Source organism: Reinekea sp. G2M2-21, from assembly GCF_015687175.1.
GTDB lineage: Bacteria > Pseudomonadota > Gammaproteobacteria > Pseudomonadales > Natronospirillaceae > Reinekea.
In genome coordinates this window covers 95,709-116,254 of sequence record NZ_JADPQG010000007.1, presented here as the reverse complement: position 1 = coordinate 116,254, position 20,546 = coordinate 95,709, and the positions used below count along the sequence as shown (strand labels likewise).

Annotated in this window: 31 protein-coding genes; 2 read left to right on the top strand and 29 right to left on the bottom strand. The window is 45.2% G+C overall.

All coding sequences use genetic code 11. The features are described 5' to 3' along the window. Positions 1–831: 831 nt before the first annotated feature. Positions 832–1,875: a hypothetical protein gene (locus IYN85_RS20970; RefSeq protein ID WP_196160914.1), complete on the top strand. Its 1,044-nt coding sequence runs from the start codon at positions 832–834 to the stop codon at positions 1,873–1,875. A gap of 582 nt (positions 1,876–2,457) precedes the next feature. On the opposite strand, the gene IYN85_RS20965 is transcribed toward IYN85_RS20970, so the two are convergent. From IYN85_RS20965 to IYN85_RS20880, 18 genes are all read right to left on the bottom strand, one after another. Further along, positions 2,458–2,880 carry a hypothetical protein gene (locus tag IYN85_RS20965; RefSeq protein ID WP_196160913.1) on the bottom strand — a complete coding sequence of 141 codons (423 nt, stop codon included), beginning with the start codon at positions 2,878–2,880 and terminating at the stop codon, positions 2,458–2,460. 17 nt (positions 2,881–2,897) lie between these two features. Next, positions 2,898–4,148, bottom strand: a complete 1,251-nt coding sequence (locus tag IYN85_RS20960; protein WP_196160912.1) for a hypothetical protein — start codon at positions 4,146–4,148, stop codon at positions 2,898–2,900. Positions 4,149–4,931: 783 nt separating this feature from the next. Next, positions 4,932–6,086 carry a phosphoadenosine phosphosulfate reductase family protein gene (locus tag IYN85_RS20955; protein ID WP_196160911.1) on the bottom strand — a complete coding sequence of 385 codons (1,155 nt, stop codon included), beginning with the start codon at positions 6,084–6,086 and terminating at the stop codon, positions 4,932–4,934. A 159-nt stretch (positions 6,087–6,245) separates the two neighbouring features. Further along, positions 6,246–6,419 carry an RNA polymerase gene (locus tag IYN85_RS20950; protein ID WP_196160910.1) on the bottom strand — a complete coding sequence of 58 codons (174 nt, stop codon included), beginning with the start codon at positions 6,417–6,419 and terminating at the stop codon, positions 6,246–6,248. Positions 6,420–6,447: 28 nt separating this feature from the next. After that, positions 6,448–6,657: a hypothetical protein gene (locus IYN85_RS20945; protein WP_196160909.1), complete on the bottom strand. Its 210-nt coding sequence runs from the start codon at positions 6,655–6,657 to the stop codon at positions 6,448–6,450. A gap of 127 nt (positions 6,658–6,784) precedes the next feature. After that, positions 6,785–7,093, bottom strand: coding sequence for a hypothetical protein (locus IYN85_RS20940; RefSeq protein ID WP_196160908.1), 309 nt, complete (start codon positions 7,091–7,093; stop codon positions 6,785–6,787). Positions 7,094–7,117: 24 nt separating this feature from the next. After that, entirely contained in the window at positions 7,118–7,444 is a 327-nt protein-coding gene (locus IYN85_RS20935; RefSeq protein WP_196160907.1) for a hypothetical protein, read from the bottom strand. 209 nt (positions 7,445–7,653) lie between these two features. After that, on the bottom strand, positions 7,654–7,986 hold the full coding sequence (locus IYN85_RS20930) for a hypothetical protein (RefSeq protein WP_230390894.1): 333 nt from the start codon (positions 7,984–7,986) through the stop codon (positions 7,654–7,656). Further along, complete coding sequence (locus IYN85_RS20925; protein ID WP_196160906.1) at positions 7,976–8,380, bottom strand: hypothetical protein; 405 nt, start codon at positions 8,378–8,380, stop codon at positions 7,976–7,978. The genes IYN85_RS20930 and IYN85_RS20925 overlap by 11 nt, the downstream gene beginning before the upstream one ends. A gap of 40 nt (positions 8,381–8,420) precedes the next feature. Next, positions 8,421–8,642, bottom strand: a complete 222-nt coding sequence (locus IYN85_RS20920; RefSeq protein WP_196160905.1) for a hypothetical protein — start codon at positions 8,640–8,642, stop codon at positions 8,421–8,423. A gap of 285 nt (positions 8,643–8,927) precedes the next feature. Further along, positions 8,928–9,395, bottom strand: coding sequence for a hypothetical protein (locus tag IYN85_RS20915; protein WP_196160904.1), 468 nt, complete (start codon positions 9,393–9,395; stop codon positions 8,928–8,930). Between the two features lie 181 nt (positions 9,396–9,576). Further along, a complete protein-coding gene (locus IYN85_RS20910) occupies positions 9,577–10,017 on the bottom strand; it encodes a hypothetical protein (protein WP_196160903.1) in 441 nt (146 codons plus the stop codon). Positions 10,018–10,081: 64 nt separating this feature from the next. Further along, complete coding sequence (locus IYN85_RS20905; RefSeq protein WP_196160902.1) at positions 10,082–11,104, bottom strand: J domain-containing protein; 1,023 nt, start codon at positions 11,102–11,104, stop codon at positions 10,082–10,084. Between the two features lie 165 nt (positions 11,105–11,269). After that, positions 11,270–11,407, bottom strand: coding sequence for a hypothetical protein (locus tag IYN85_RS20900; RefSeq protein ID WP_196160901.1), 138 nt, complete (start codon positions 11,405–11,407; stop codon positions 11,270–11,272). A gap of 47 nt (positions 11,408–11,454) precedes the next feature. Then, complete coding sequence (locus IYN85_RS20895) at positions 11,455–11,991, bottom strand: hypothetical protein (protein WP_196160900.1); 537 nt, start codon at positions 11,989–11,991, stop codon at positions 11,455–11,457. Between the two features lie 174 nt (positions 11,992–12,165). Then, positions 12,166–12,489 (bottom strand): hypothetical protein, encoded by a 324-nt coding sequence (locus IYN85_RS20890; protein WP_196160899.1) that lies wholly within the window; start codon positions 12,487–12,489, stop codon positions 12,166–12,168. Between the two features lie 55 nt (positions 12,490–12,544). After that, a complete protein-coding gene (locus tag IYN85_RS20885) occupies positions 12,545–12,955 on the bottom strand; it encodes a hypothetical protein (RefSeq protein WP_196160898.1) in 411 nt (136 codons plus the stop codon). Between the two features lie 50 nt (positions 12,956–13,005). Next, a complete protein-coding gene (locus IYN85_RS20880; protein WP_196160897.1) occupies positions 13,006–13,428 on the bottom strand; it encodes a hypothetical protein in 423 nt (140 codons plus the stop codon). Between the two features lie 525 nt (positions 13,429–13,953). Here IYN85_RS20880 and IYN85_RS20875 point away from each other — a divergent pair. Next, positions 13,954–14,181, top strand: a complete 228-nt coding sequence (locus tag IYN85_RS20875; protein WP_196160896.1) for a hypothetical protein — start codon at positions 13,954–13,956, stop codon at positions 14,179–14,181. A 45-nt stretch (positions 14,182–14,226) separates the two neighbouring features. Here the strand turns inward: IYN85_RS20875 and IYN85_RS20870 are convergent, their stop codons facing one another. The 11 genes from IYN85_RS20870 to IYN85_RS20820 form a co-directional block, all read right to left on the bottom strand. Continuing rightward, a complete protein-coding gene (locus tag IYN85_RS20870) occupies positions 14,227–14,754 on the bottom strand; it encodes a hypothetical protein (protein ID WP_196160895.1) in 528 nt (175 codons plus the stop codon). Further along, positions 14,755–15,213, bottom strand: a complete 459-nt coding sequence (locus IYN85_RS20865; RefSeq protein ID WP_196160894.1) for a hypothetical protein — start codon at positions 15,211–15,213, stop codon at positions 14,755–14,757. A gap of 59 nt (positions 15,214–15,272) precedes the next feature. Continuing rightward, entirely contained in the window at positions 15,273–15,545 is a 273-nt protein-coding gene (locus IYN85_RS20860) for a hypothetical protein (RefSeq protein WP_196160893.1), read from the bottom strand. 201 nt (positions 15,546–15,746) lie between these two features. Continuing rightward, on the bottom strand, positions 15,747–16,175 hold the full coding sequence (locus IYN85_RS20855; RefSeq protein ID WP_196160892.1) for a hypothetical protein: 429 nt from the start codon (positions 16,173–16,175) through the stop codon (positions 15,747–15,749). Continuing rightward, positions 16,172–16,498 carry a hypothetical protein gene (locus IYN85_RS20850; protein WP_196160891.1) on the bottom strand — a complete coding sequence of 109 codons (327 nt, stop codon included), beginning with the start codon at positions 16,496–16,498 and terminating at the stop codon, positions 16,172–16,174. Before IYN85_RS20850 ends, IYN85_RS20855 begins: the two co-directional genes overlap by 4 nt. A gap of 84 nt (positions 16,499–16,582) precedes the next feature. After that, positions 16,583–17,056, bottom strand: coding sequence for a hypothetical protein (locus tag IYN85_RS20845; protein WP_196160890.1), 474 nt, complete (start codon positions 17,054–17,056; stop codon positions 16,583–16,585). 63 nt (positions 17,057–17,119) lie between these two features. Continuing rightward, positions 17,120–17,560 (bottom strand): hypothetical protein, encoded by a 441-nt coding sequence (locus IYN85_RS20840; protein ID WP_196160889.1) that lies wholly within the window; start codon positions 17,558–17,560, stop codon positions 17,120–17,122. A gap of 382 nt (positions 17,561–17,942) precedes the next feature. Next, a complete protein-coding gene (locus tag IYN85_RS20835; protein WP_196160888.1) occupies positions 17,943–18,512 on the bottom strand; it encodes a hypothetical protein in 570 nt (189 codons plus the stop codon). Positions 18,513–18,524: 12 nt separating this feature from the next. Continuing rightward, entirely contained in the window at positions 18,525–18,821 is a 297-nt protein-coding gene (locus IYN85_RS20830) for a hypothetical protein (protein ID WP_196160887.1), read from the bottom strand. A 238-nt stretch (positions 18,822–19,059) separates the two neighbouring features. Beyond that, the gene (locus IYN85_RS20825) at positions 19,060–19,446 is read right to left on the bottom strand and encodes a hypothetical protein (protein WP_196160886.1); all 387 of its coding nucleotides are present in this window, start codon (positions 19,444–19,446) and stop codon (positions 19,060–19,062) included. 133 nt (positions 19,447–19,579) lie between these two features. Beyond that, on the bottom strand, positions 19,580–20,536 hold the full coding sequence (locus IYN85_RS20820) for a hypothetical protein (RefSeq protein ID WP_196160885.1): 957 nt from the start codon (positions 20,534–20,536) through the stop codon (positions 19,580–19,582). Positions 20,537–20,546: the final 10 nt, after the last annotated feature.

The window sequence follows — 20,546 nt, the reverse complement described above, 5'->3', positions numbered from 1 at the left end:
AAAGAATTACGGTATCTCATATTTTAAAGATTTACGGTATCTCATATTTTAAAGATTTACGGTACTCCATATTTTTAAGAGTTACGAAAGGAATACTTTTAAGAATTACGAATAGTGGCCAGTTAAAACACAGTCAATTGCACACTTAGCAGCCTTCCAAACACGAAAAATGGTAAATACCGCTCTAGAATGCGCTTTTCAGCGCTCATCATGAAACTCAGCCGCTCAGAAATATCACCGTCGACCTCATCCAAATAAACCGTAAATCTTAAAAAACCATCCCTAAGCTCTTAGAGAAACACTATTTAAAACCGTAAATCTTTAAAAAAATCTTCAAATCCACAAATAACACCGTTCGGAACCGTAAAACTTTAAAAAATGACCTAAATACTATGTATAAATGCCCTTTTAAGGGCATCGCAGCAGCAAAAATGAATTACTGAGCCATACAAAATAACTAAAAATTCCACTAACGCGATAGACTTAAACTATTTAAAATGCACTAAAATGCATTAACTTCCGGTAATTGCCGCGTTATCGTTCAGAATCGCACCGTAAAACTTAAAAATTTTACCGTAGAACTTAAAAATTTATTCGTAACTATTTAAAGATTAATTTTCCGTAATGGTTAAAAGAAAATTCGTAATACTTTAAAAAGCTATCGTAGAGCTTAAAAAAAGAACCGTAATTTCTGAAAGTAATTCCGTAAAACTTAAAAACTTGTTTGGTAGAATTTGTTGCTTTCATCCCATGGAACCCTTGATACACAGGGTTTACAGCCAATTCAACGTCCCTCATATTGACCTGCAATTCCACTAATGAATTAGGTCAATGCTCAACTACCGATCGATATGCGAACTCGCTGAAACAGGCGATAAGCACAGTCTTCTAAACGAGGCTGGAATCGTTGTCGATCAAAAATTCTGGCAGGACGTCGTTAGCCGCAATCCCGTTTTAGCAGAAACCTCCGTCTTTGTAAGAAAAGCCACGAATCCGCAAGACGCATCGCGACCGATTTTAAAATCCGTCATTGGCAACCTACCCTATAATCTGGCGACGCAAGGGATAAACAAGAAATCGAAAGACTTAGCCCAAAATGAAGGGAAAACGATCGCTCTACCTGACCAAATGTGGGAAATTTTTTCAGCGATCGCAAACTATGCAGATGACGCCACTATACTACCGGCAATACGAACCAAGGCGGGTAGGGTACCTTGTCGAAACAAAAGAGCGCTGATCACAAATGTTGCTACGATCATCCTCTCTGAAACTTGCTTTTACACCAACTTAGTAGCGCGACCAGACAAGAACGGTGCCTACATTGATTGGGCCAAAGAAGCTTTAGCGAAGAAAGCAGGCTTTACTTATATAGATGATAAAGGAAGAGAGAGAATTGAGCCCTCCTGGCTAGATTCTTGGGATATGTTTGCCGCGGCTTATCTCACCAGCGCCCAATCTACCTCGATGGTGAGACATCGAGGTAACCGAAAAGGCTGGGCTCGTTCAGTCAAAGCCGTCAAGAACACCTTCTTTATTCATCTGTGTGGTTCAGGTGCGATGGAACCCCAGCGACTCGAGTCCCTACGAAAGTATGCAAAATCCAAGTTTATGCAAAAGTTCGAGGACGAAACGATCTTCAACAAAACCAAATCGGACCATGAACTAAGTATGGTAGAATTGGCCGAAACCGAAGACGTAGAGAAACTAAGCAAAACCGTCAAAAACGTTCAAAAGCGCAGGGAAGAACTTCTTAATTCACTGCACGACGCCGGCTTTACCCTTTTTACTGCCGCAAAGCTCGCTTGGGCTCATATCCCACTAGCCTTTAGTCTTACTAAAATCGTCTCCTTATCTCCTCCACCAACCTACACCTAGCGATTCAATATTCAATATTTCGATTTATTCCATGCAAATGGAAGAATTTGTCACGACCTAAAAACGAAAAAAACACTTAATCACCTGAAATTCGCAAAATCTGGGCTAAATTGCGTGGTAGTGGCCAAAAGAATACAAAAAGAGGGATTAAACAATATTGATAACTGAGCATTTCTGCATTTTTAGCCTAAAAAAAACACTGTACGCGTTCAAACAAAAGCAATTACGGAACCTACTTAATCAGACAACGAAGAGGGGCAAAGCACCTCCCGTAGTTTGGTAAAGCGGATTACAAGGAATAAGAAATAAAGAAATAAAGAAACACATCAATAAATACGAATGTACCTACCTCATTATGAAAGCGACTAAGAAGTAATCAATAGATAAACCAAAGAACGCATATCTTCGAATCAATCACCGCTTCTTAAAATAACGATAATTGCAGATCAAGCAGTTCGGTTGCCAAGGAATAAGGAATAAAGCAAAAACAAACAACAGAGTATCTAAGTCTAATTCATATAAAAAAGCCCCTCCGAACACTCAAGGGAGAGGCTTAAACAAAGAATCATAGCTTATCTAGAATTAACACCCCAGGGCATTAGGCTCTGCAGATTTGATGGAACCAGATGACGAACCCGACCGTTCAACTGACTGCGATCGTTCCAAAGACCGAACTGGCGTTGAAACCAAAGCACCAGCAACAGTGGCAGGTTCTTTCGCTACGTGATTTTTTGAACTCGCGGAAACTACTGGTATTCGCAATAATTCCGATTGCTTGTCAATTAACATCTTGTTTACCTCAGTGATAGTCGATTTAAGAGTTTCCGGTGGTAAAACTTTCAGCAGGCCAGCAAATGTCTGAATCTCAATATGACAGTCGCCTGCGAGCATGAAACGAGATAACGTAACAACGAACTCTTTCAGCTCTTTCGTACTTACCGCACCAGCATCAACCAACGCCTCCATGTCTTTGTTATATATCATTTTTCGCTGATAACCAGTCATAAGATACCCCTTAACTGTTAACGGCTTAAAACAGGCAAGCGATCGGACATACCCGCAATATCGCTCGCTGTAAGCTTGTGCTGAATGAATGCCAGCCATTTAAGGAATCCCCGTACATTGGCATGTTCAGCCACAGGAGCACAAAGAATCTTATTACCTTGCGCGCTGTCAGATGCAATGATTTGGCCTGCGTTCATACGCGCTTCTTGTTTTTCAATAGCGTGTTGATCAACCATTAGTTCTTTTCGGAGGCTGTGCTGCATCAAACCGTTTACAGCAGCACCGCCACCGGCAACGATAATTGCGGCAACCTGGCTCAAATCATCTGCTAACGACCCCAATTTAGTAACAATGTCGTCACGAACAATACTTGTGAAAGCTTTTTCAGCTAAATGTTGGATACTGACCGTGTCGCGTTCAGCACTGCGCATTCTGCGAACTTCACCATCCTGAAACAACTTACGCACTTTATCGTCAGTCAAGGCATTTACTGTCAAGCCGGCATCATGCATAAGCTGCCCGCCATCTTCAGCCACCAAGAGATCACGGAAACGCGCGTGGACATCATTCAAACCAATATTGATGGTCTTCAGGGTATGGCGTACAGGAACTAAATTACGTGTCAATCCGCACAAATCGGTTGTACGACTGCCCATATCGATGGTGAGAACGAAAGCGTCATCATCCAAACCATCGAAAATCCAATCATTCCGGCGATTTCCCACGTCATCGTATAAAACATCAATGAGAACGCCAACGGCCTCACTGACGACAAAGTGACGCTCGGTAGGGAAAGCGTACTGACCCTTACGCTTCGCGCTGAACACTTCAACATTAAAGCGACTTAAACCATTTTTCTTTTCAGCTACATTCCCGCTGACAGCCAGATCAAAACCTTTGCTGTTTAAGTCGAAGAAACTGCGGATAGGCAGACCCGTCACCAATTCAGAGTCACCGTCCAAATCGATATCGTGCTCATTCAGCGCTGCTGCAATTAAGGCAGCATTGTACGGCGAGCCAGGGTAACTGTCGTTTGATATCTGAATGCGCTCTTCTGCATTGATCATCTTCTTAGGGGAAGTGTATTCACTGCCATTCACGGTAACGCAAACAGCACCCGGGTAGTCTGACCGTGTTCCGCTAATGAGGAATGACGGCCGGCGAGCGCAGTGAATAAAAACATTGCCTGATTCATCTTTCGCGAACCGAGCAGAATTAGTATCGCCATAGCCGTCGTCATCGGCAAACATCTTATCAATCGTTGTCATTTATTCTTTCCTCGCTGACAAGTTAATTCATACATTGCAAAACCTATATTATTACATGATCTTGCATTGTCAACAGGTTTAGGGTGCTAATCAGGCATATTAGGGCAGAAATACGTCATTAGTGGGCTTATATGCAGCACTTAATGCATTAGGTTAAATGCGGGAAGGGGGTGCTGACGCGCCTATGCAGACCATAAAAAGGGTGTAATTAAGGTGTAGCTACACCATCAGCAGATGCTTTCAGGGTTTTTAGTTGGCGAAAATACCTAACTGCTTAGTGCTGTCATGATTTAACGACTGGGAAAGTTCGGTTCACATTGTTGTCCTGGCCTTATCTAAAGAAATAACCTTTTTTAGGCCTACGCACAGCTTGCTATACCAATGGGCGAGTCGAAGACATCAACAATTCACTATCTGAATTACCTGTTCTGCCTCAATCGATAGCTTGATTTTGCTGCCTGAAATTAGCGCGAAACATCCGTTCTATATTGATTATTATGTTGGTTAATGGGTATTAACAGACAGTCTATTAATACAAAAAAAGGGCGATAATATTGTATTAATAGACACTGAGAGATTCGAGCAAAAACCTGTTAACGACTGTTTATTAATAGGGGCGTCTGAATCTTTTGGGTATAAATAGACAACTGCGACACGCCATATTGCTTTTGCGTCCTATGAAACGTGCGCCACATTAATTATGCGCCTGATATTGCGGCGACACTGAAGCCGAAAAAAAGGCAAAAAAAAGGGGGCTAAGCCCCTAGTTAGAAAGTAGTTTGCTCAGTAAGAACCACAACTCTCACTTGAAAAAGCACCCATTGGTTCAAACCACGGGTTATCGGAATCAGCAAAAATTGGAAGGGTGTACTCGGTCGACATGGCCTGTGCCAGTGCTGAAGGATCATCGACCTCAATTGGTTTTGCATTGTCAGCAAGCTGGCTGACTGATAACTTTGAACGATTGATTGTCACACCGAAGCGATTCTCAAGGTCCGCTATCTCTTGAAACCGCGTAGGAAAGTAGTGGCGCATCGTTGCCCAAATCCGGTCACTCGAGAATATACAGAATTGGCAGCTAGATCGGCCCAGACCCAATCGATATGGCACTGGGGCCAAAATCCCATGCTTTTCCATTGAAGTCCATACATCAGCTTCACTCCAATTAAGCACTGGGCGCCAATGATCAATATGGCGTTGGGTGCGTTTCGCCACTCGAGCATCCGACCGGTGAGGTTCAAGCTGGTAGTATTTCGCGCGGTTTGCGCTTTCTTCCCGACGCTCTCCGCTGATCACTAAAATATTGGAGTGATTGAAACGATCCTGGTTGGATAAACCACGGCGGGCAACGTCGATTTTCAAAGCACTACTGCACCAGCGAGTTGCTAAAGATGCGCTCTGCTGGGGAAACATTAACCGAGTGGCTTTCTTTGAACTTTTCGCATTACGCTCAAGAACTTTAATGCCAGTTGGTGTTTCGATAATGTGGGGTTGACTGATCGCATTCTCTTTCAGCATCTCACCTTTGAAGCCGCCCTTCAGCCAGGAGAAGTAAACAGGTATGCCGAGCGCTTCGCACAGTTTTACGCAATAGTCTTCAACACAAGGCCAGTCCATGAAGTTGCCGTCGGACTCGCGACCATCGACCGAGTGGTGCCAGGCTTCCACCTTACTCAGATCAATGCCTGCATCGATCAGCTTCAGGATCATCGAAACACTATCCTTACCACCAGATAAAAATGCGACTACTTTATCGTAGGCATCGAGGTCAACCATATCCACATTACTGAATACACGCTCTGAGATATCGCCGGCACCGGTGCTGGTGAGCAAACCAGGGATGACCTGAGTATCGTGAAAGAAATCTTCTTGAAAAGTACCTGTACGCATATCGCCGCCCTCGTTGAATATGCAGCCAATTCTAAGGAGTGGACTCATGAATAATTCGTGGCATTCGTTATCTGCTAAACCGCCACATTGGTTCTGCGCCGGCAATAGCTAGATAGGAAAGTTTGGTATTTTGAATACGCCAACCAGAAGCAAGTCGGTGCTTTAGACCGTCGATGGTAAAAGCACCCGATTTGAAAAGGTGTTGAGTTATAGGCAGCCTGCATGATCTTCCAGCGTCGTTACCAGACCGTCGAAGTCCTCTTCAGGACCGAGCATACTGGCAGCGAGCATGACCGTATCCAAATCAAGCTCAAAGTTATCCGCCAGTGATTCGAGATAAGCTTTGCGGTTTTGGAAACCGTTTTCATGGTAAATGTTCATGTATCAGTACCCTTTGTGCAAAGCCGCATTAAGCGGCTGGAGTAATTGTGTTGGCGAAGTCAGTGATGCGCTTAGTTGTGTAAGCCGAGGCCATGCCATTCTCTAAGGCCTTGAAGCACAAACCGAGTGCAAAATCGCCAGCCTGGGCAGCAAGCACCTTTGCCTTATGAACAACTTCAGCGTTGTAGCCATGGCCGTTAGCGATCAATTTCAATTCGAATAGTTCTGAACGTGACATTTGTGAATCCCCTCTTCAAAAGATGGGGATAGTGTATAAATGTGGGTAGTGATTAAGATCGTGTGGCTCGAGTACTGAAGAGCGCCATATTGTTTATGCGCCGACAAACAGGGGCAGGGCAATAGCCCTACTCCCATTTATTCCCATTCTTGTCGAGGTCAATCCGGTAGACACCGGAATTACCGCAATCATGCGCCTCGATACTGACTAACTCGGAACCAACAACAAAGCCGGTACCTTCCGCGATTGAACGTATGGCTGCATCGCCACCCACAAAATGCACAGGCCGGTTCTGACCTTCCAAACCCAACAGCCGGCCGTCGCGCTTATCGCGTAAAGTGCTCTCGTGGGTATTCTTGCGCGGATAGAAAACCGTCACGACTTCCAGGTTCTGGTTCAGTGATTCATCAACGATCAGGGGGCTAAAACGGGGCATGGTGCTCTCCTATAAAATCGGGTCTCAAAAGAGACCCTGTTCAGTTCGGGCAAGTAGTGCATCTTCAAGCGCATTCATTTCAATCCAAGATGCGGTAGAGGTCTTGGGTTTGTTCTGGCGTTCGGGTGTCTTACGCTGAGATGCGTTCAGCGCGTAGCGTGCCGCGTCTCGATTTTCCTCGGTTGTCGCTGGTCGTGAGGATTCGATGTAAGACTGTCCATCAGCAGAATCAAAACCAGAGGCCACCGTATACGCAACACCTTCTAACACGTAGACCACATCACCGCCGCCAAGCCAGTCCACCTGCACCCCATCGTGAGTAATCTTGGTAATTGAGTTTGTTGTTTTCATGTCCTAACTCCTTATAACGATGGGGCCAGTGTATTCAATCGAATAGTGAATCAGATCGTCTGTTTAAGTGGCTAGGGAACGCCTCATTGATTATGCGTCAATCAAAGATTGGTAGGACAGGGCGGCAATGTGATGGCAGTGAGCAAACCTTCGGTAACCAACCCTGGGTTGTCAGGTTTTAAAAGCCTGTTCACCGCGGCAACCAGTCATTAACTGTTGGATTCTTTAAAAAATTTTGGGTCAAATGTATCAATGGGAATGTCGACGCGCCAATACTCCAGCGCTTTTTCTCGAAACATTTGCCAATCCGCAGCAGTGACCCGGCCATGGGTACAGTGCCGGCATTCCGGAGCTCCGGCCAATTGCTCAGTAATAGTGTTGTGGATATCAACGCCATTTTTACCAAAACGACCAACCGTCGATCCATCGGCGCACGAATGTACCCAAATAGCATCGCGATAATGGGAAAATTCAGCCTGGTATTCAGAATCAGCCGAGAATTGGGAGTGGTGCAGACTGTGCATCGCTTTTTCATACCTCATGGCTACTTCCAAGTGCGCGAAGGCGTTCGGACCGAACCTGGATAGCTTCACTCCAGCCCGGGGGTAGTACTGTCAAAGGCTCATTGATGACCTGGCAGTACCCGAACATAACAGCGCCGGCACTGGTTTTTGTGGTGTACCGGGCCTGAAATGATTGATCTGAAATCCAGTGAATTTCAATATCAGTCACCGGCTTGCCAGTCAACGAGTTACCCTCTACGGCAATGAAATCGGCGTCGACACCTTTTTTCGACATTCGTCGAATACATGCCTCCCGTAGTTGTTGTTGGAGGGTATCGGATAGCTCACCCTGATACGGGGTAAAATAGCAATGGTGTGCTCCGTGATGAATAAATTCAAAGACCAATGCCTGGGGAATGGTTTGCGTCTGCATGTTCATCAAATCCTGTTAACCATGACCGGTGAAAGCGGCCTTATGCCGCTTTCTTATTGTTGATTGAGTTAAAGTCCCGTTGAATGTCAGATACTTCTCGGTTAGTTGCGCTGGCGATATGAGCCAGATTCATCTGTACCCAATCGTGCTGTTGCAGGCCTTTGATGCGCTGTGTAACAGAATAACGACCACCGGCTTTACGAACCAACCAAACCTTGTTTGGGTTAAAGTCGTCTTGTAGTTCAATGATTGGATGTTTCATGTCGCGCCCCTTGTGCTGTTTTCTAAGTGATGAAGCAATTATGGGGAAAGAGAGACTAAAACTGATCGTGGCTTTCGATGGCTTCCGATCGCCATATTGTTACGCGACTATCAAAAGGACTTTTGACAGAGACAGAGGCGGGCAACGGTGCCCGCCATGAACACCGTTAGCAGCCATTTTAAGCCTTTTCTTAAGATTGCCTACCAAAGTACCGTAGTTCATGAATTCTCCTCGCGCAGCGTTCGAACCGCCAATTAAAGTTTCTGCAATCAGACTGTTTTCAGATTAACGACACTCCAATGTTAGCCGATAGTCAACTCTTTCAGAGTGCGCTCCTTCCGGTGAACCAACATCTATGAGTACGCAACCGTAGGGGCTTAATACATCAGAAATCATGAAGAAAAGTCGATCTTTCTGCTTAAAGCTTTTCTTCAAAATATTCTGATACTCTGGAAAGTCGTGCTCGCCTTGATAGAATTCAAGTTGTACAACATCGCTGGTTTTTGAGATTAATTCTGCTGTAACAAGCCTTCTAACATTTAGAAACGCGCTATGTTGAATTGGCGAGACCTCCATCACCCACGAATCATGTTCAGTATCAGGTGCCAAAAGAAAGATCAAAGCGATGGAGATGGTGACAATACTCAAAGCACCCAAAAAGGGTCCAAGTAAAGTACCTAAATAATAGCTAAGTAACTCAGTACATTGGAATGAATCAGAATTTCCTTCGGAGCTGAAACATTTTACAGTCATGTGAAAGTCCTCATAAAAGATGAAACAAGTGTAACGGAAAGTGCGAGGTTAGCCCCTTCTGTCGTTATCGCGGTAAATCGCCTTATTGGTTCGCGCCTTCTAAATAAAACAGCATGGCCGAGCATTCAGCCCGGCTATGCGTAAAGCGATCTTTAAGGCTGGTGTAGCTAGCCAATTGTCATCAACCCTTAATTGCCTCAATAACCGCGTGCGAAAGCTCATTGAAATTACCACACGCACCAATCTCTGGGTGCGAAAGGTCCCATTGACGGCTGCCAGGGTTATAGCGAACACTATAGCCATTGGCTTCAAACTGCATTGGCTCGTCTGCATCGAGATCACTAAGCCCAATACCAGGTGTGAAGTCTGTACCTTCTTCGCCGGTCAGCAGTACCCATGGTGAGTTAATGAGGCTGCACGGCTCGCCGTCTCGTGTCATCGTGTGCAGCTCGAAACGCTGGCGCCCATACTTCCCAGCCATATGCCCCTGATCGATAATGACCAGGTTGGCATCGATGCGGCCTTTGCCGTTGTTGGCTGGTTTACGGCTATCGTAGTTTTGATCAGAGACATACAGTCGGCAATTTCCTCGGTCGTGAAAAGCAGTTGTGAGAGTTTTCATATTGAACCTCATTGTTAAAATTGAATAATAGGGCGCGAAGTTGCACCCTATCCGCTACCGGCTCTTATTTGCTGTTGATTTCTGCCAACAGCTTGTCGTATTCCGCCCGTATATAGTCCAACGCCGCTTGCGGCTCCTTGCCGACTACTTGGCGAAAGATGTTCAGCGTTTCCTCGTTTTCCATGAATGACAAGTACTGGCCCTCATAGTCCTTATCGGCGCGTTTAACTAGGCCACTGTCTACCCAGACACCATGAGTGTTCCAAATGCCTTGGCGCATCATGGTAGTTCGGTAAATCGTCATTAGCTTGCCACCGGCAAGGGGTAAGTAATAATTACCATTGCTGGACTTCTGTGCGCCAAGTTCAGCCGTCAATGCTGCGTCCATGTCTGCGCGTTTAAAAGTGGTCTTGCGATGCTTAACAAGCTTCGATTTAGGAAAAACAGTCTCAGGCTTGCTAAGAACATCGGATTTCTGTGTGCGGTCATAGTCCCGCTTTGTGATCTTCACTTTACGACCGTCTTTATAGAAGAACGTTGAAACGCCCATAGGGTAGGTTATGCCATCACCGGCCAGCTGTTCGACAGTCTTGTGCGCATCGACCAGATAGACACTGATGCTCAACTCTAAAACCTTACTGCGGTCTTTGTTGGACCATTCCGCCGAGACTGTTGCATAATGTGGACTGCGGTCACGCATCGCCATTTTTTCCAGCTCTTCAGCGTGTGGCTTTGCTTCTGAGGTTTGCAGGGAGATCGGCTCACCGAAAACCGTGGAAAAATACTCAGTAAAGGCGCCAATATCGAAACGGGCTTCTAAGTCTGTGCGGATTTGATCGGCAAGCTCGCGCCATGCTTTAGCATGCTCAGCTCGATCGGTAGCGCGCTCTAAGTGTTCGGCCTGTTTAGTAGCCGCATTTGAAAGCAACTCATAAGCGGCGGTGACTGTTTGCATTGCCTGTGTGTTGCCGCCTTTGTCGGGGTGGTGCAGTGAGCTGGCACGGCGGAATGCCTTTTTAATGTCAGCCAAAGTAGAATCGATGGTTACGCTCAGAACGTTACGCGCTTCGTGAATTGTCAGTTCCATGTCTGAAATATCCAGCAGTGAATGAATAAAGAGAGAATAACGAACGAGTGAAGTAACCAATCCGTATGGTTGGATTACTGAATAGCGCCTTATTGCTTTATGCGCCTAAAGACTGTCATGGATCGATTGGCAGACTTTACAATTTTGTTCAGCCAAGCTGGCCCCTCAGCGCGAAATTTCGGCGTTTTCTTCAGCAATCGCTGCATCTGAGTATTCGCAACAACCTTGAAAGATTTCTGTCGGCGACAGCTTCTCCCCGTAGGCGCGGCAATGGATATAGGTCTTTGCTTTAATTAGATTCATCAAGATAACCTCCTACAGTCATTAACCGCATATAGAAAAATAGAATTTCATTGCACAAGACATAAGACTGTGGCGTCTGTGTTCTGATTTATACCTACACCATGGTCGTAGTGAAAAGTGCTCCCAGGATCAGTGCCTAATGGTTGAAAATTAATACCATAGTGAAAGTCCCCATTTAATCGTTTTGCTCTGAATAAAGCTGGAGTCATACCATTATTAGTTGCGGTGTGCTTTGAAGCCTCATTGAATTTACCGACAAGGGTTTCTAGAACAGAAGGAGTAACAGGCCGGCACAACATCAGCGCATCATGCAACTGAACACTAACTAGCTTTAGTGCGTACTGAATTCCAAAGTAGTTTACGAAGTTATCCCACAGCTGCCTCCATGCTTCGTGCATGTTTCTATCACTACGTGGCTGTACCGAACTAAATGAAAAGCATTTGTTTGCACATTCGATGGAAGTTCGATGTCCATGAAAGTCAACCGTTTTTAGAGTCCATTGCTTCTTACAGCAAGGGCAATGCGTTTTGAACAAATCAGGCATAAACCGAGCGTGATATTTTTCACGGATTACAGATGCCATAACCTTTCTCCATAACTGTTTGAAAAGGACATTGTATGCAACACCGCATGAAGTTCACCCACGTGGTTAATGAGCTAGGCAGCGCCTTATTGGTTAGGCGCCTGCAAAATGGAAGTGCGGCGACAATGTCGCCAAGTTAGGGAAAAGGGCCGTTAAATGGCCGCTACAGCATCATTACGCCACTGTGATATAGCAGTAGTCATCAACAATATGGTTTGGGTCAAGAACAAAAGTATCTAGCGCATTCTTGATAGCAAAAGGGAGATTGTCGTCATTTTTCAGCTGCCTCCAGCTCATTGCGCGAGGAAGCGCAACCGAAGCGACGAAAGCATGGCGCGTGTAGGCATTTTCTTTAACTCCTTCTCTTCTGGCTTTCCTAGTGAGGCGTACGGTGTAACGAACCTTAACTGACTGCAAAAGCATGTTTGGCGTTTTGTGGATGTCGTCAAGGCTTATCCAGCTGGCTTGTTTGCCTGTTCGGTTATTGGATTGTGTCATTGCGCGAACCTCTGTTTATTTCAGTGATGGGAAGGGCCTAAGGCCCTGGAATACATTACCCCTTGAATAGATAGTAATCCCACCCGCTGAACCCATTTTCCACCTTCTTAATCACCGCGCCATGCTGGGCTACAAAGTAACGGCGCATATCTGTATAGTAGAGATTGAAGTGAGCCTCGCGCGACAAGTGCTCAGTAAGTGCTTTAGGCCAATGGAAAAGTACCTGGCCGCCCGGGCGAGTATCCTCAAAACGCTGCAGTGCATGACTCAGCATATCGGCGCCAAAGTGTTCCACGAAATCAGCGTGCGTAGCAGGCACGAGCTTTTCGCCGGTGGCGCGAAAAATTGCACAAGACATAACGTCGTCCCAACGACTTTCAGTATACTTAACGACTGCAACCAAACCTTGCTGACCTTTGGTCTGCGCTTCGGATTCTGGGTGTGTGCAAGCATCAATAGCAATCATGGTTCTCTCTCTTTAATTGTGACCGGCCTACCGGTCCGAAAGGGGTGTTGTTACGGGTGAATCTTTGTATCAGGGTGGGTGAACTTCCAAACCACTCGGTTTGGCCAAAGCTCCTGAACATTCGCCTGCATATCTTCAAAGCTATAACCCAGGTCATGTACCTTCAGGATTTTTCCGTTTGTGGTATCCACCGGCGTCACTAAGCGGTATTGGATGGTATCGCCGTAGTACATGACAAAGTGAGTCTCAGCGTCATCGATCATGCCAACCTGAAACTCGTTACGAGTCAGCATGGACTTTCTGCCTTCAGGGGTGGTAAAGGTGTATAGCTCTTGATGACTGCCGCTGATTGGCGAAATTGTGACGTCAACGTTAAAGCCCTCACCACCGGCCTCAGCAATCTGTTGGCTGATCGACTTAATCTTCAACGGCGCGGCTAAAAAAATATTCTGAACTGAAGCTTTAGTTGTCATGAGGTATCCCCTGAGTTCGTTAAGTAAGTGAGGGCATTATGAAGGAAGAAGTTTAAACAAATACCGCAGCCCTTGTAGCTGAACAGCGCCATATTGATTACGCGCCTGTCAAAGCCATTGTCTGATTAGATGACTTCTTATGATAGAAGCCGTTACCAGCGCGGTAGCCCAGGGACTGACAGTGGGCTGCTGGTAGCGGCACAAATATTTGTTGAGTAAATTGACATGTTTTATCGTTTATTTCATAGAGAGGCTTATTGGCCATTTAACGTTAATTGGTTGATCTCATTGATAAGTTGATCTTGCTTACTCTGAATTTCAAAAACCTGGTTCATTTTATTTCGCATTCCATCTCTTAAACGAGCAAGCTCTTCTCTTGATGCAGGCTTTACCGAAGGTGCTTCAAAGTCCGGTAACTCAACAAAATCGCTAGAGTTACGAAAATCTTACAAAATAGTAGTAAGTGAGTCGGTTAATACTTCGAATTGGTCATTGTCGAATTTCTCACGAATTTGGTGGTCGGTCATGCCATGGCAATCAGCACAAAACTGGCGAAACAAAACCTTAGCCATGGCTTTCCATCGTCGCTCATATTTACTTGAAATAAGCTCAGCCATTTTACTCTTAAAGAAAACGGCAACTTTTGGTCTGTTCAAATATGCCTTAACTTCGTCGGGGGTGAATGATTTTGCATTTGCCAAGGTTCTGTCCGAAGGCGAGAAAAATGTGTTTTTTCTAGAAACGGCGGGTTAAAAAGTCATTGGATTCCTTATGGGGGAATTTGTTACTAAATATACCTTACTGCGGTGAATATTTAGCTATGATTTCCTTAATTGCTGCATAGGTTTTTGGGGCAGAGCCTTGCCCTTCGAGAAAATTAGGTGCCTCAGCCAATAATCCTGATTCAAGCTCATCCCATCTCTGAGCGAGCTCCCGCCAGATAGGCGAATTGTCATTTAAAATCTTGTCCCAATAGTTGGTGCGCAACGAGGGCTCTGCTCTAAGTAGCTTGATACACCGGGAAAAATCACTTGGGTCATAAGGATAAGCAAAGCATGGGAGTTTCACCTTAAAAGCACTTGGGAATAAGACACTTGCCAGATAAAGGCTGCTGGAGCCTGTGTCATCGCTGGCAAGCCAATTCACAAGGCCAATGTCCTCAGTAGAGCGAATTGCAGGTGCATTTACAATATCCGCAATATCCGTTGAAATTTTTAACAGTGCATTCATCTGACGCGGTTCTAATTCAAGACCTGGGCATAAGTCACTCAGTAAATGAGCAATTCCTGAAAAAATCGCGATTTGGTTGATGTTTGATTTAGACATTTATCTACCTCCTGATTGTTTGCTTTTAAAGTACTGTTCAATTTTTTTTGAGAAATCGTCGACTTCCTCAGAGCCATCGCTACCGCCATCGTGATACCACCACACCAATAAATAGCCCGACTTATAAGGTATCAAAGGGGGAACACTAAGCAGGCGCGGTTTGTCTAAAACCTCGTTTAATAGTGCAACGCCAAGTTCATCCGAAAAGTAAGTTTTGAGATAGAGCTGATCGTATTTGACTAAGTGCGCTACTGGTTTATAACCAAACAAACTATGTCTTATAATTTCGATCGCTCTACGTACTGGCCGTTTCCAGCCATGAGAAGGTACCGTGGCATTCGAAAGCCAGAAAAGAGCCCTGGAAATAGATTGTTTAGTCTTAATCGCTGGCCAAATGTAAAGCACAGTTATTGTTGAAACTGGTTTAAGTTCTGACACTTGAATATTGATACCACCCATTACTGTGATCCTATTAAATAATTTTTGAAATCAAATGCGAGGTAGGAGGTTTGACCCCTTTAGTTCTCACAAATGTCATAGTGCTCGGCCATTATCAACAATTGCTCATCTGTGTACCCGCCACCGGTCAACCGGTCCAACATACCAAAGGTTGACTCCCCTGGCCGACGACCATCGCGCTGTGGTCTAACTTCAGAAGGGCGTTTGCCTTCCTGTTGAGCTTCATACAGCTCGCCCGAGGAATAAGTACGAACACCCTCCGACACGGTTTCGATCGATCCACCGGCAGATAAAAAGGCTTCCACGTCAGCCGAAACGTTTGGTTTTGACATACCGATTACCCCGCAAGAAATGTAAATGAATGCAAAGACAGGGTAATAGTAATGATTAAAAAGAATATAAAGACCTTGGCGTTAGAATGCTAGTAAGCGCCTTATTCATTACGCGCCGGTTAAAAGCAAGTAGGGTAGGCAAGGGGATAGATGTAAATTGCAACGAAAAGAAAGCCCGCATCAACGGGCACACTTTGGCAATTAATAATTAATGTCGATTTGCTCCCATGAAATCGCATAACCACTAAGAATAAAATCATTGAGATCAAACGACTGCGCTTTCATTTCGTCTTGTAGAGATTCAAGAATTTCACATCGCAACAAAATATCGACCTTAGTATTCCCATCAACCAATTCGACCCGATTACGAAAAGAGTCTTCCTTTAATGCGTCTGCCTCCGACGTGTTAGGTAGATCAAAAAATGCGGAATTGTGGTTTTCCTTATCCATTGGCAAATAGTAAAAAACACCAGCAGAGGCAACACCTTCTTTGGTATGGCCAAAGAAATAGTCATCGAGGTATTTGCTTGGGTTTGCTCGTTGATCACCCTTTAAGATAATAGACAAGCCGGTAATCATAAAGGGATAGTTGGGGTCTTCGATCAATAGGTTCTCATCTAACAATTTCATGCGATTTCCTTATCGTTATTACCCATCATATCGAACTCGGCAAACATCTCTGAACCGTCACTAGTGTGCGTGAAAATAACACTTACAGTCTGTAGCCCGACCATTGTCACAGTCTGTTCCCATTTATCGTAATCGTCGTCTTCATCCAAGAATTCAACGGTGGGCAATGCAGTAACCAAGAGAGTTAATAGTCCTGGCACGCCTGCTAAAAAGGCGGGCTTAGACTCTTCATGTATTTGCTTTAGTTCATCCATATTTGCTCGAATCATTTCGGGAATAGCTTGGTAAGAGTTGGTTTGTGCAATCGCAGTGATCATGGTCATTCTGTATTACTCCAGATATTTTCAAGAGAATTTTTGTTGGGATTCCATTGGGCCTATGTTTTGCCCAATGGTTGTGTGCCTCCTTTACGTCCGAGTGTAGGCAGCAACTTCAACAATTCGTGTCTGAAAGTAGGGTTCAAACGTTTCGTGTTCATTAGTTATACTTTCGCAATACTCCGCGAAATCCTTCCGATCATCATCGGAAATCTGGCTTTCCACTTCCCATTCGCTATCGTAGGTCAACACGGTCCGAAGTGCTTCAAGATCAGGCATAAACGTGTCTGCGATGAGTGGGACAGACCATTCTTGTTCTAAAATATCGACAATGGAGCCCGTCTCGTCTTTATGTGTGATTCTGACGAATAGACGCTGATATTCCTGAATGGTGGTGCCCGACTCTTCAAATAATCGGATTTGGGTTCGTGCAGAGTGGCGCAATGCATACATAAGATCATATCCACTGGCTGTACGAAAACGGCGTGCGTTCGGGCAATCAGCGCCAAAGGATGCGTGGTTAATGGTTGCGGTTGATTCAAACACTTTTTTGTCAGTTCGCATGGAAGTGGCCTTTTTAAAAAAAGTAATGTTGCCCGGTGGCAGGTAACCACCGGCAAGGAGTGGTTATTTATTGCCAGAATATTGAGCAATGGTGTTTGGGTCGGTTAATCTCCAAACGACTCGGTTTGGCCAGCGAGCCTGAACGTTCTGCATCATCACTTCGAACGAATAGCCTAAATGCACGTCGCGGATGACTTTAGGCGCATTGGCTGGCTCATGAACGGTAACCAATCTGTAATCGTTTCGATCAGCATTGTAAATAACAAAGTAGTTTTGATCGGCATCGATTAAGCCTACTTGAAATTCGTTGCGGGTCTTGATGGTTTTTTTACCCTCGGGTGTATCAAAGGTATGCAAAACAGAAAAGCTTCGGTCGATTGCAACGTCAATCACATCGGAGTTATAGCCGCGACCACCGGCTTCTTTAATTTGGGTAGACAACGCTTTCAGCAACAATGGAGCGGCTTCAATAACAGGGTTAGCTGGAGTGGCTTGTATTGTCATGATGTATCACCTTTCAATTAAGTTATGCAAGGAGTATGACGCCTAACCAAGAGATAAAGACCGGTGCTTTTGACTACTGAATTTCGCCATATCGTTTTGCGCCTAAAAAGGATTCTCAATAGTGCGAAGTAACAACGGCCCGAAGTAACCAAAGTCCATACCCGCCTTTATCCTTGGCCGATTAATATCGAGAAAGAAGGCAACGTGTTTTGCCTTGGAGCAATCACTAACCAATTTACTATGGTTCATTGTTGTTGAACCTTCCGTGAGTCTTTGTTCTAGGTGCCGCGCGTAAAGCTCTGCGCGGTGAATCGGGCGTTTCAGGTCTGATTAGGACAGGATTCGACTAATTCGCATTTTTTTAACGACCATAACTCAGCCTTTAAAAATAGTCTGATTCAGGTGGAATAATATCGCAATCACTTAATCGCCACGATTGTTTACCTCTGATTGAAAAAACCTTAATTGCGTTTATTTCAGATACATCCAGTGCCACTCCTAATTGGTTTAATTCTCGGTGAAACAAATCTGCGCCACGGCAAATTAATTCACCCCAATTCAATGGTGAACCAAATACCTCAAACTTCCCAGTACCGTAGGGTTTAATGCTCAAAGACAGTTCATTGCTATAACGGGATTCGTTCTTTTTAATCCAGATTTCGGCACTTGACTTAGTGATACCATCGCAGTTTTTACCCGAGTAGACTGAGCGAGGAGTGGGCAGCTGGTGGGCATAACGGTAGGCCAACTCGATAACTTCGGTTTCTGTTGCGGCGTTCGCGTAAGAATTGCATGGTTCGGCTAATGGTAAACCGGTACCGACATTAACGATCGCATACATTGCCCCATTTTCAGCTGATTTCAGTTTCGTGGCCACGCAATCACCTGGAAGATATTTTTGATTAGTGTATTGGAATCGAATTAGCTCTGCTTCAATGTTTGCTAGGGGCATAGCAGACTCCTTTTAGGCCGCGGTGCGTGAAAGGTAATTATGGTCGTTTTTGACAAAAGCAATAATGGCTTTGCCGGTAGCGCCTGATTCCAATGCGTCCTCGACTATAAATTGATTAATGAGCAGTTCATGTTCGACTTTGGAAGCTTTCACTGCTTTGCGATGCAAGGCAATTTTGTCCTCTAGTTTGATACCTGGCTGTTTCGCCTGGTTACGCAAGTGAGTGGCTTCAGCCAAAGCCTGTAGACGTTGAACTTCAATCTCATCGATGGAAGTAATCATTGAAAGGCGGTCTTCAAAAGTAAGCATGGGATGCCCTCTGCTAAATGAGTTCATGCTGTAATGATAAGGTGAACGCAAGTGAATTGACGCTCCTGTATTTAAATGCTGCTTAGCGCCTTATTAGTTTTGCGCCGCAATAAACATTTCGCCCAGTGGTACTGAGTATCGTTGAGTCAAAAAAGACGTTTCCGGCAATAAGTCGTGCCGATTGGGCGTGGAAAGGGGGATGCTTAAGCAGTGTTGTTAATAATGAACAAAAAAAGAGTCAAGTATCAAAAAATACCAGAGAAATATAAAAAATATCGAACACGAGGACTGAAGACAAGCGCGGAAGGGCCGGTACCGCGCTTAGTAAGTTGGTAAAATCAAAAAAGCTTGGAGCGTTATTCTTTGGGTGTGTAAGACAAGCCTGGGCGGGAACACCGGTGACTAATAACCATGGTATGTCGACAGGGCTGCTGGGTTCCCCATCTTGAGAAACCGTGTGCAGTACATAACGTTGGCGACCATACTTGTCTTCCAAGTACCCCTGGTCGATGATGACGTAATTTGCATTGATGCGATGAAAGCCGTTATTAAGATGGCTGTTCTTGGGTAGATTTGTCATCAGCAACATATAGACGACAGTTGCCGCGATCGTGGAAAACTGCATTAAGGGTCCTCATAGGCGTTTTCCGGTGAAATTTCCAGACACAAAAACAGAGTAGTTTCGGAGGTTTAGTGAAACACGCCGATCTCATGCGAGTCGGCGTTAGCAGGGGAGTTATAGGAAATGCTAGATTGACCTAATTTTTAGACTCTCCGGCCACAAAAATAGGTGGCAGGAACTTGATGAATTGGGATTGCTCACCACGAAGCCCCTTCCAGAACAGGTGCCAGTGCGCTCTGCGAATGTGCGGAGAAAGCGTTCGGCCAGCTACGCGATGACCGTCAGATTCGTACTTTCTGAGTTGATTGCCAATTTGCTTGCCTAATTCCCAATAACGCGGTTTGGGTGGCGCAAACAGTTTCCAGCCTTTTTTTGTTTTTTTGGCGGGTGCATTACTTGGGCGACGGTGTCCAGTGTATTGAACACCCTCACTGCAAACGTATAGCAACAGTGAAATGAATGGTTGTAGATCATTGGACAATACTTCGGTTGCTTCCGTAAGCATCGGCATAGGCAGTTTCTGAGTCAGGCTAGCTTGTCGTGCTGCCTCTTTCATTGCACGATCAACCGCTTCCGTAAGCGTGTGTTTGCCTATGTGCAGAATCACAATGGCTAAGTCGGCTTCAGTATCCATTAGTAAGCGCAGTTCGGTACGCTGTGTATTGATGTCAAATTCCAAATGAGCCCAAAAGCCATAACACTCTGAGCCAAGCCATTGCATACCGGGCGTTTCGATATACACCGCAAACTCTGGTAAGCGATAAAGCACCTCGCATGGAATATCGCCGGTTAAAGTGGTATTCATCAGCACCGCCATTAAAGCTGGGTCGATCTGGTATATGGATTGTCCATAGCGCCAGGTGCCAATCGCCGCGAGTCGGGCCACATCACCAACAAGGTTAACGTTCAGGCGATTCTGTTTGTTTTCAGCACAGACGATGGAATACCAAGCCGACATGGGTAGAAAACACCATTGCGGCCAATCCGGTAGGTCATGGCCCCGCCCCGCCATCATAGTATTCACCTGCTGCCAGGCATTGGGATAGTGTTTAGATGCGGCAAACAGGTGCTTGTTAGGGCGAGGTAGTTCCATTTGAGTGACC

Excerpts from the sequence above, each read along its gene's own strand:
- IYN85_RS20840 (WP_196160889.1), bottom strand. The coding sequence starts at position 17,560 with ATGACAATACAAGCCACTCCAGCTAACCCTGTTATTGAAGCCGCTCCA.
- IYN85_RS20820 (WP_196160885.1), bottom strand. The coding sequence starts at position 20,536 with ATGGAACTACCTCGCCCTAACAAGCACCTGTTTGCCGCATCTAAACAC.
- IYN85_RS20935 (WP_196160907.1), bottom strand. The coding sequence starts at position 7,444 with ATGAAAACAACAAACTCAATTACCAAGATTACTCACGATGGGGTGCAG.
- IYN85_RS20900 (WP_196160901.1), bottom strand. The coding sequence starts at position 11,407 with ATGAATCTAATTAAAGCAAAGACCTATATCCATTGCCGCGCCTACGGG.
- IYN85_RS20845 (WP_196160890.1), bottom strand. The coding sequence starts at position 17,056 with ATGCGAACTGACAAAAAAGTGTTTGAATCAACCGCAACCATTAACCAC.
- IYN85_RS20945 (WP_196160909.1), bottom strand. The coding sequence starts at position 6,657 with ATGTCACGTTCAGAACTATTCGAATTGAAATTGATCGCTAACGGCCAT.
- IYN85_RS20875 (WP_196160896.1), top strand. The coding sequence starts at position 13,954 with ATGCCATGGCAATCAGCACAAAACTGGCGAAACAAAACCTTAGCCATG.
- IYN85_RS20965 (WP_196160913.1), bottom strand. The coding sequence starts at position 2,880 with ATGACTGGTTATCAGCGAAAAATGATATATAACAAAGACATGGAGGCG.
- IYN85_RS20970 (WP_196160914.1), top strand. The coding sequence starts at position 832 with ATGCTCAACTACCGATCGATATGCGAACTCGCTGAAACAGGCGATAAG.
- IYN85_RS20880 (WP_196160897.1), bottom strand. The coding sequence starts at position 13,428 with ATGACAACTAAAGCTTCAGTTCAGAATATTTTTTTAGCCGCGCCGTTG.
- IYN85_RS20920 (WP_196160905.1), bottom strand. The coding sequence starts at position 8,642 with ATGAAACATCCAATCATTGAACTACAAGACGACTTTAACCCAAACAAG.
- IYN85_RS20860 (WP_196160893.1), bottom strand. The coding sequence starts at position 15,545 with ATGTCAAAACCAAACGTTTCGGCTGACGTGGAAGCCTTTTTATCTGCC.
- IYN85_RS20925 (WP_196160906.1), bottom strand. The coding sequence starts at position 8,380 with ATGCAGACGCAAACCATTCCCCAGGCATTGGTCTTTGAATTTATTCAT.
- IYN85_RS20825 (WP_196160886.1), bottom strand. The coding sequence starts at position 19,446 with ATGCAGTTTTCCACGATCGCGGCAACTGTCGTCTATATGTTGCTGATG.
- IYN85_RS20865 (WP_196160894.1), bottom strand. The coding sequence starts at position 15,213 with ATGGGTGGTATCAATATTCAAGTGTCAGAACTTAAACCAGTTTCAACA.
- IYN85_RS20890 (WP_196160899.1), bottom strand. The coding sequence starts at position 12,489 with ATGACACAATCCAATAACCGAACAGGCAAACAAGCCAGCTGGATAAGC.
- IYN85_RS20895 (WP_196160900.1), bottom strand. The coding sequence starts at position 11,991 with ATGGCATCTGTAATCCGTGAAAAATATCACGCTCGGTTTATGCCTGAT.
- IYN85_RS20835 (WP_196160888.1), bottom strand. The coding sequence starts at position 18,512 with ATGCCCCTAGCAAACATTGAAGCAGAGCTAATTCGATTCCAATACACT.
- IYN85_RS20950 (WP_196160910.1), bottom strand. The coding sequence starts at position 6,419 with ATGAACATTTACCATGAAAACGGTTTCCAAAACCGCAAAGCTTATCTC.
- IYN85_RS20960 (WP_196160912.1), bottom strand. The coding sequence starts at position 4,148 with ATGACAACGATTGATAAGATGTTTGCCGATGACGACGGCTATGGCGAT.
- IYN85_RS20870 (WP_196160895.1), bottom strand. The coding sequence starts at position 14,754 with ATGTCTAAATCAAACATCAACCAAATCGCGATTTTTTCAGGAATTGCT.
- IYN85_RS20940 (WP_196160908.1), bottom strand. The coding sequence starts at position 7,093 with ATGCCCCGTTTTAGCCCCCTGATCGTTGATGAATCACTGAACCAGAAC.
- IYN85_RS20930 (WP_230390894.1), bottom strand. The coding sequence starts at position 7,986 with ATGAGGTATGAAAAAGCGATGCACAGTCTGCACCACTCCCAATTCTCG.
- IYN85_RS20850 (WP_196160891.1), bottom strand. The coding sequence starts at position 16,498 with ATGACCATGATCACTGCGATTGCACAAACCAACTCTTACCAAGCTATT.
- IYN85_RS20910 (WP_196160903.1), bottom strand. The coding sequence starts at position 10,017 with ATGAAAACTCTCACAACTGCTTTTCACGACCGAGGAAATTGCCGACTG.
- IYN85_RS20915 (WP_196160904.1), bottom strand. The coding sequence starts at position 9,395 with ATGACTGTAAAATGTTTCAGCTCCGAAGGAAATTCTGATTCATTCCAA.
- IYN85_RS20830 (WP_196160887.1), bottom strand. The coding sequence starts at position 18,821 with ATGCTTACTTTTGAAGACCGCCTTTCAATGATTACTTCCATCGATGAG.
- IYN85_RS20955 (WP_196160911.1), bottom strand. The coding sequence starts at position 6,086 with ATGAGTCCACTCCTTAGAATTGGCTGCATATTCAACGAGGGCGGCGAT.
- IYN85_RS20855 (WP_196160892.1), bottom strand. The coding sequence starts at position 16,175 with ATGAAATTGTTAGATGAGAACCTATTGATCGAAGACCCCAACTATCCC.
- IYN85_RS20885 (WP_196160898.1), bottom strand. The coding sequence starts at position 12,955 with ATGATTGCTATTGATGCTTGCACACACCCAGAATCCGAAGCGCAGACC.
- IYN85_RS20905 (WP_196160902.1), bottom strand. The coding sequence starts at position 11,104 with ATGGAACTGACAATTCACGAAGCGCGTAACGTTCTGAGCGTAACCATC.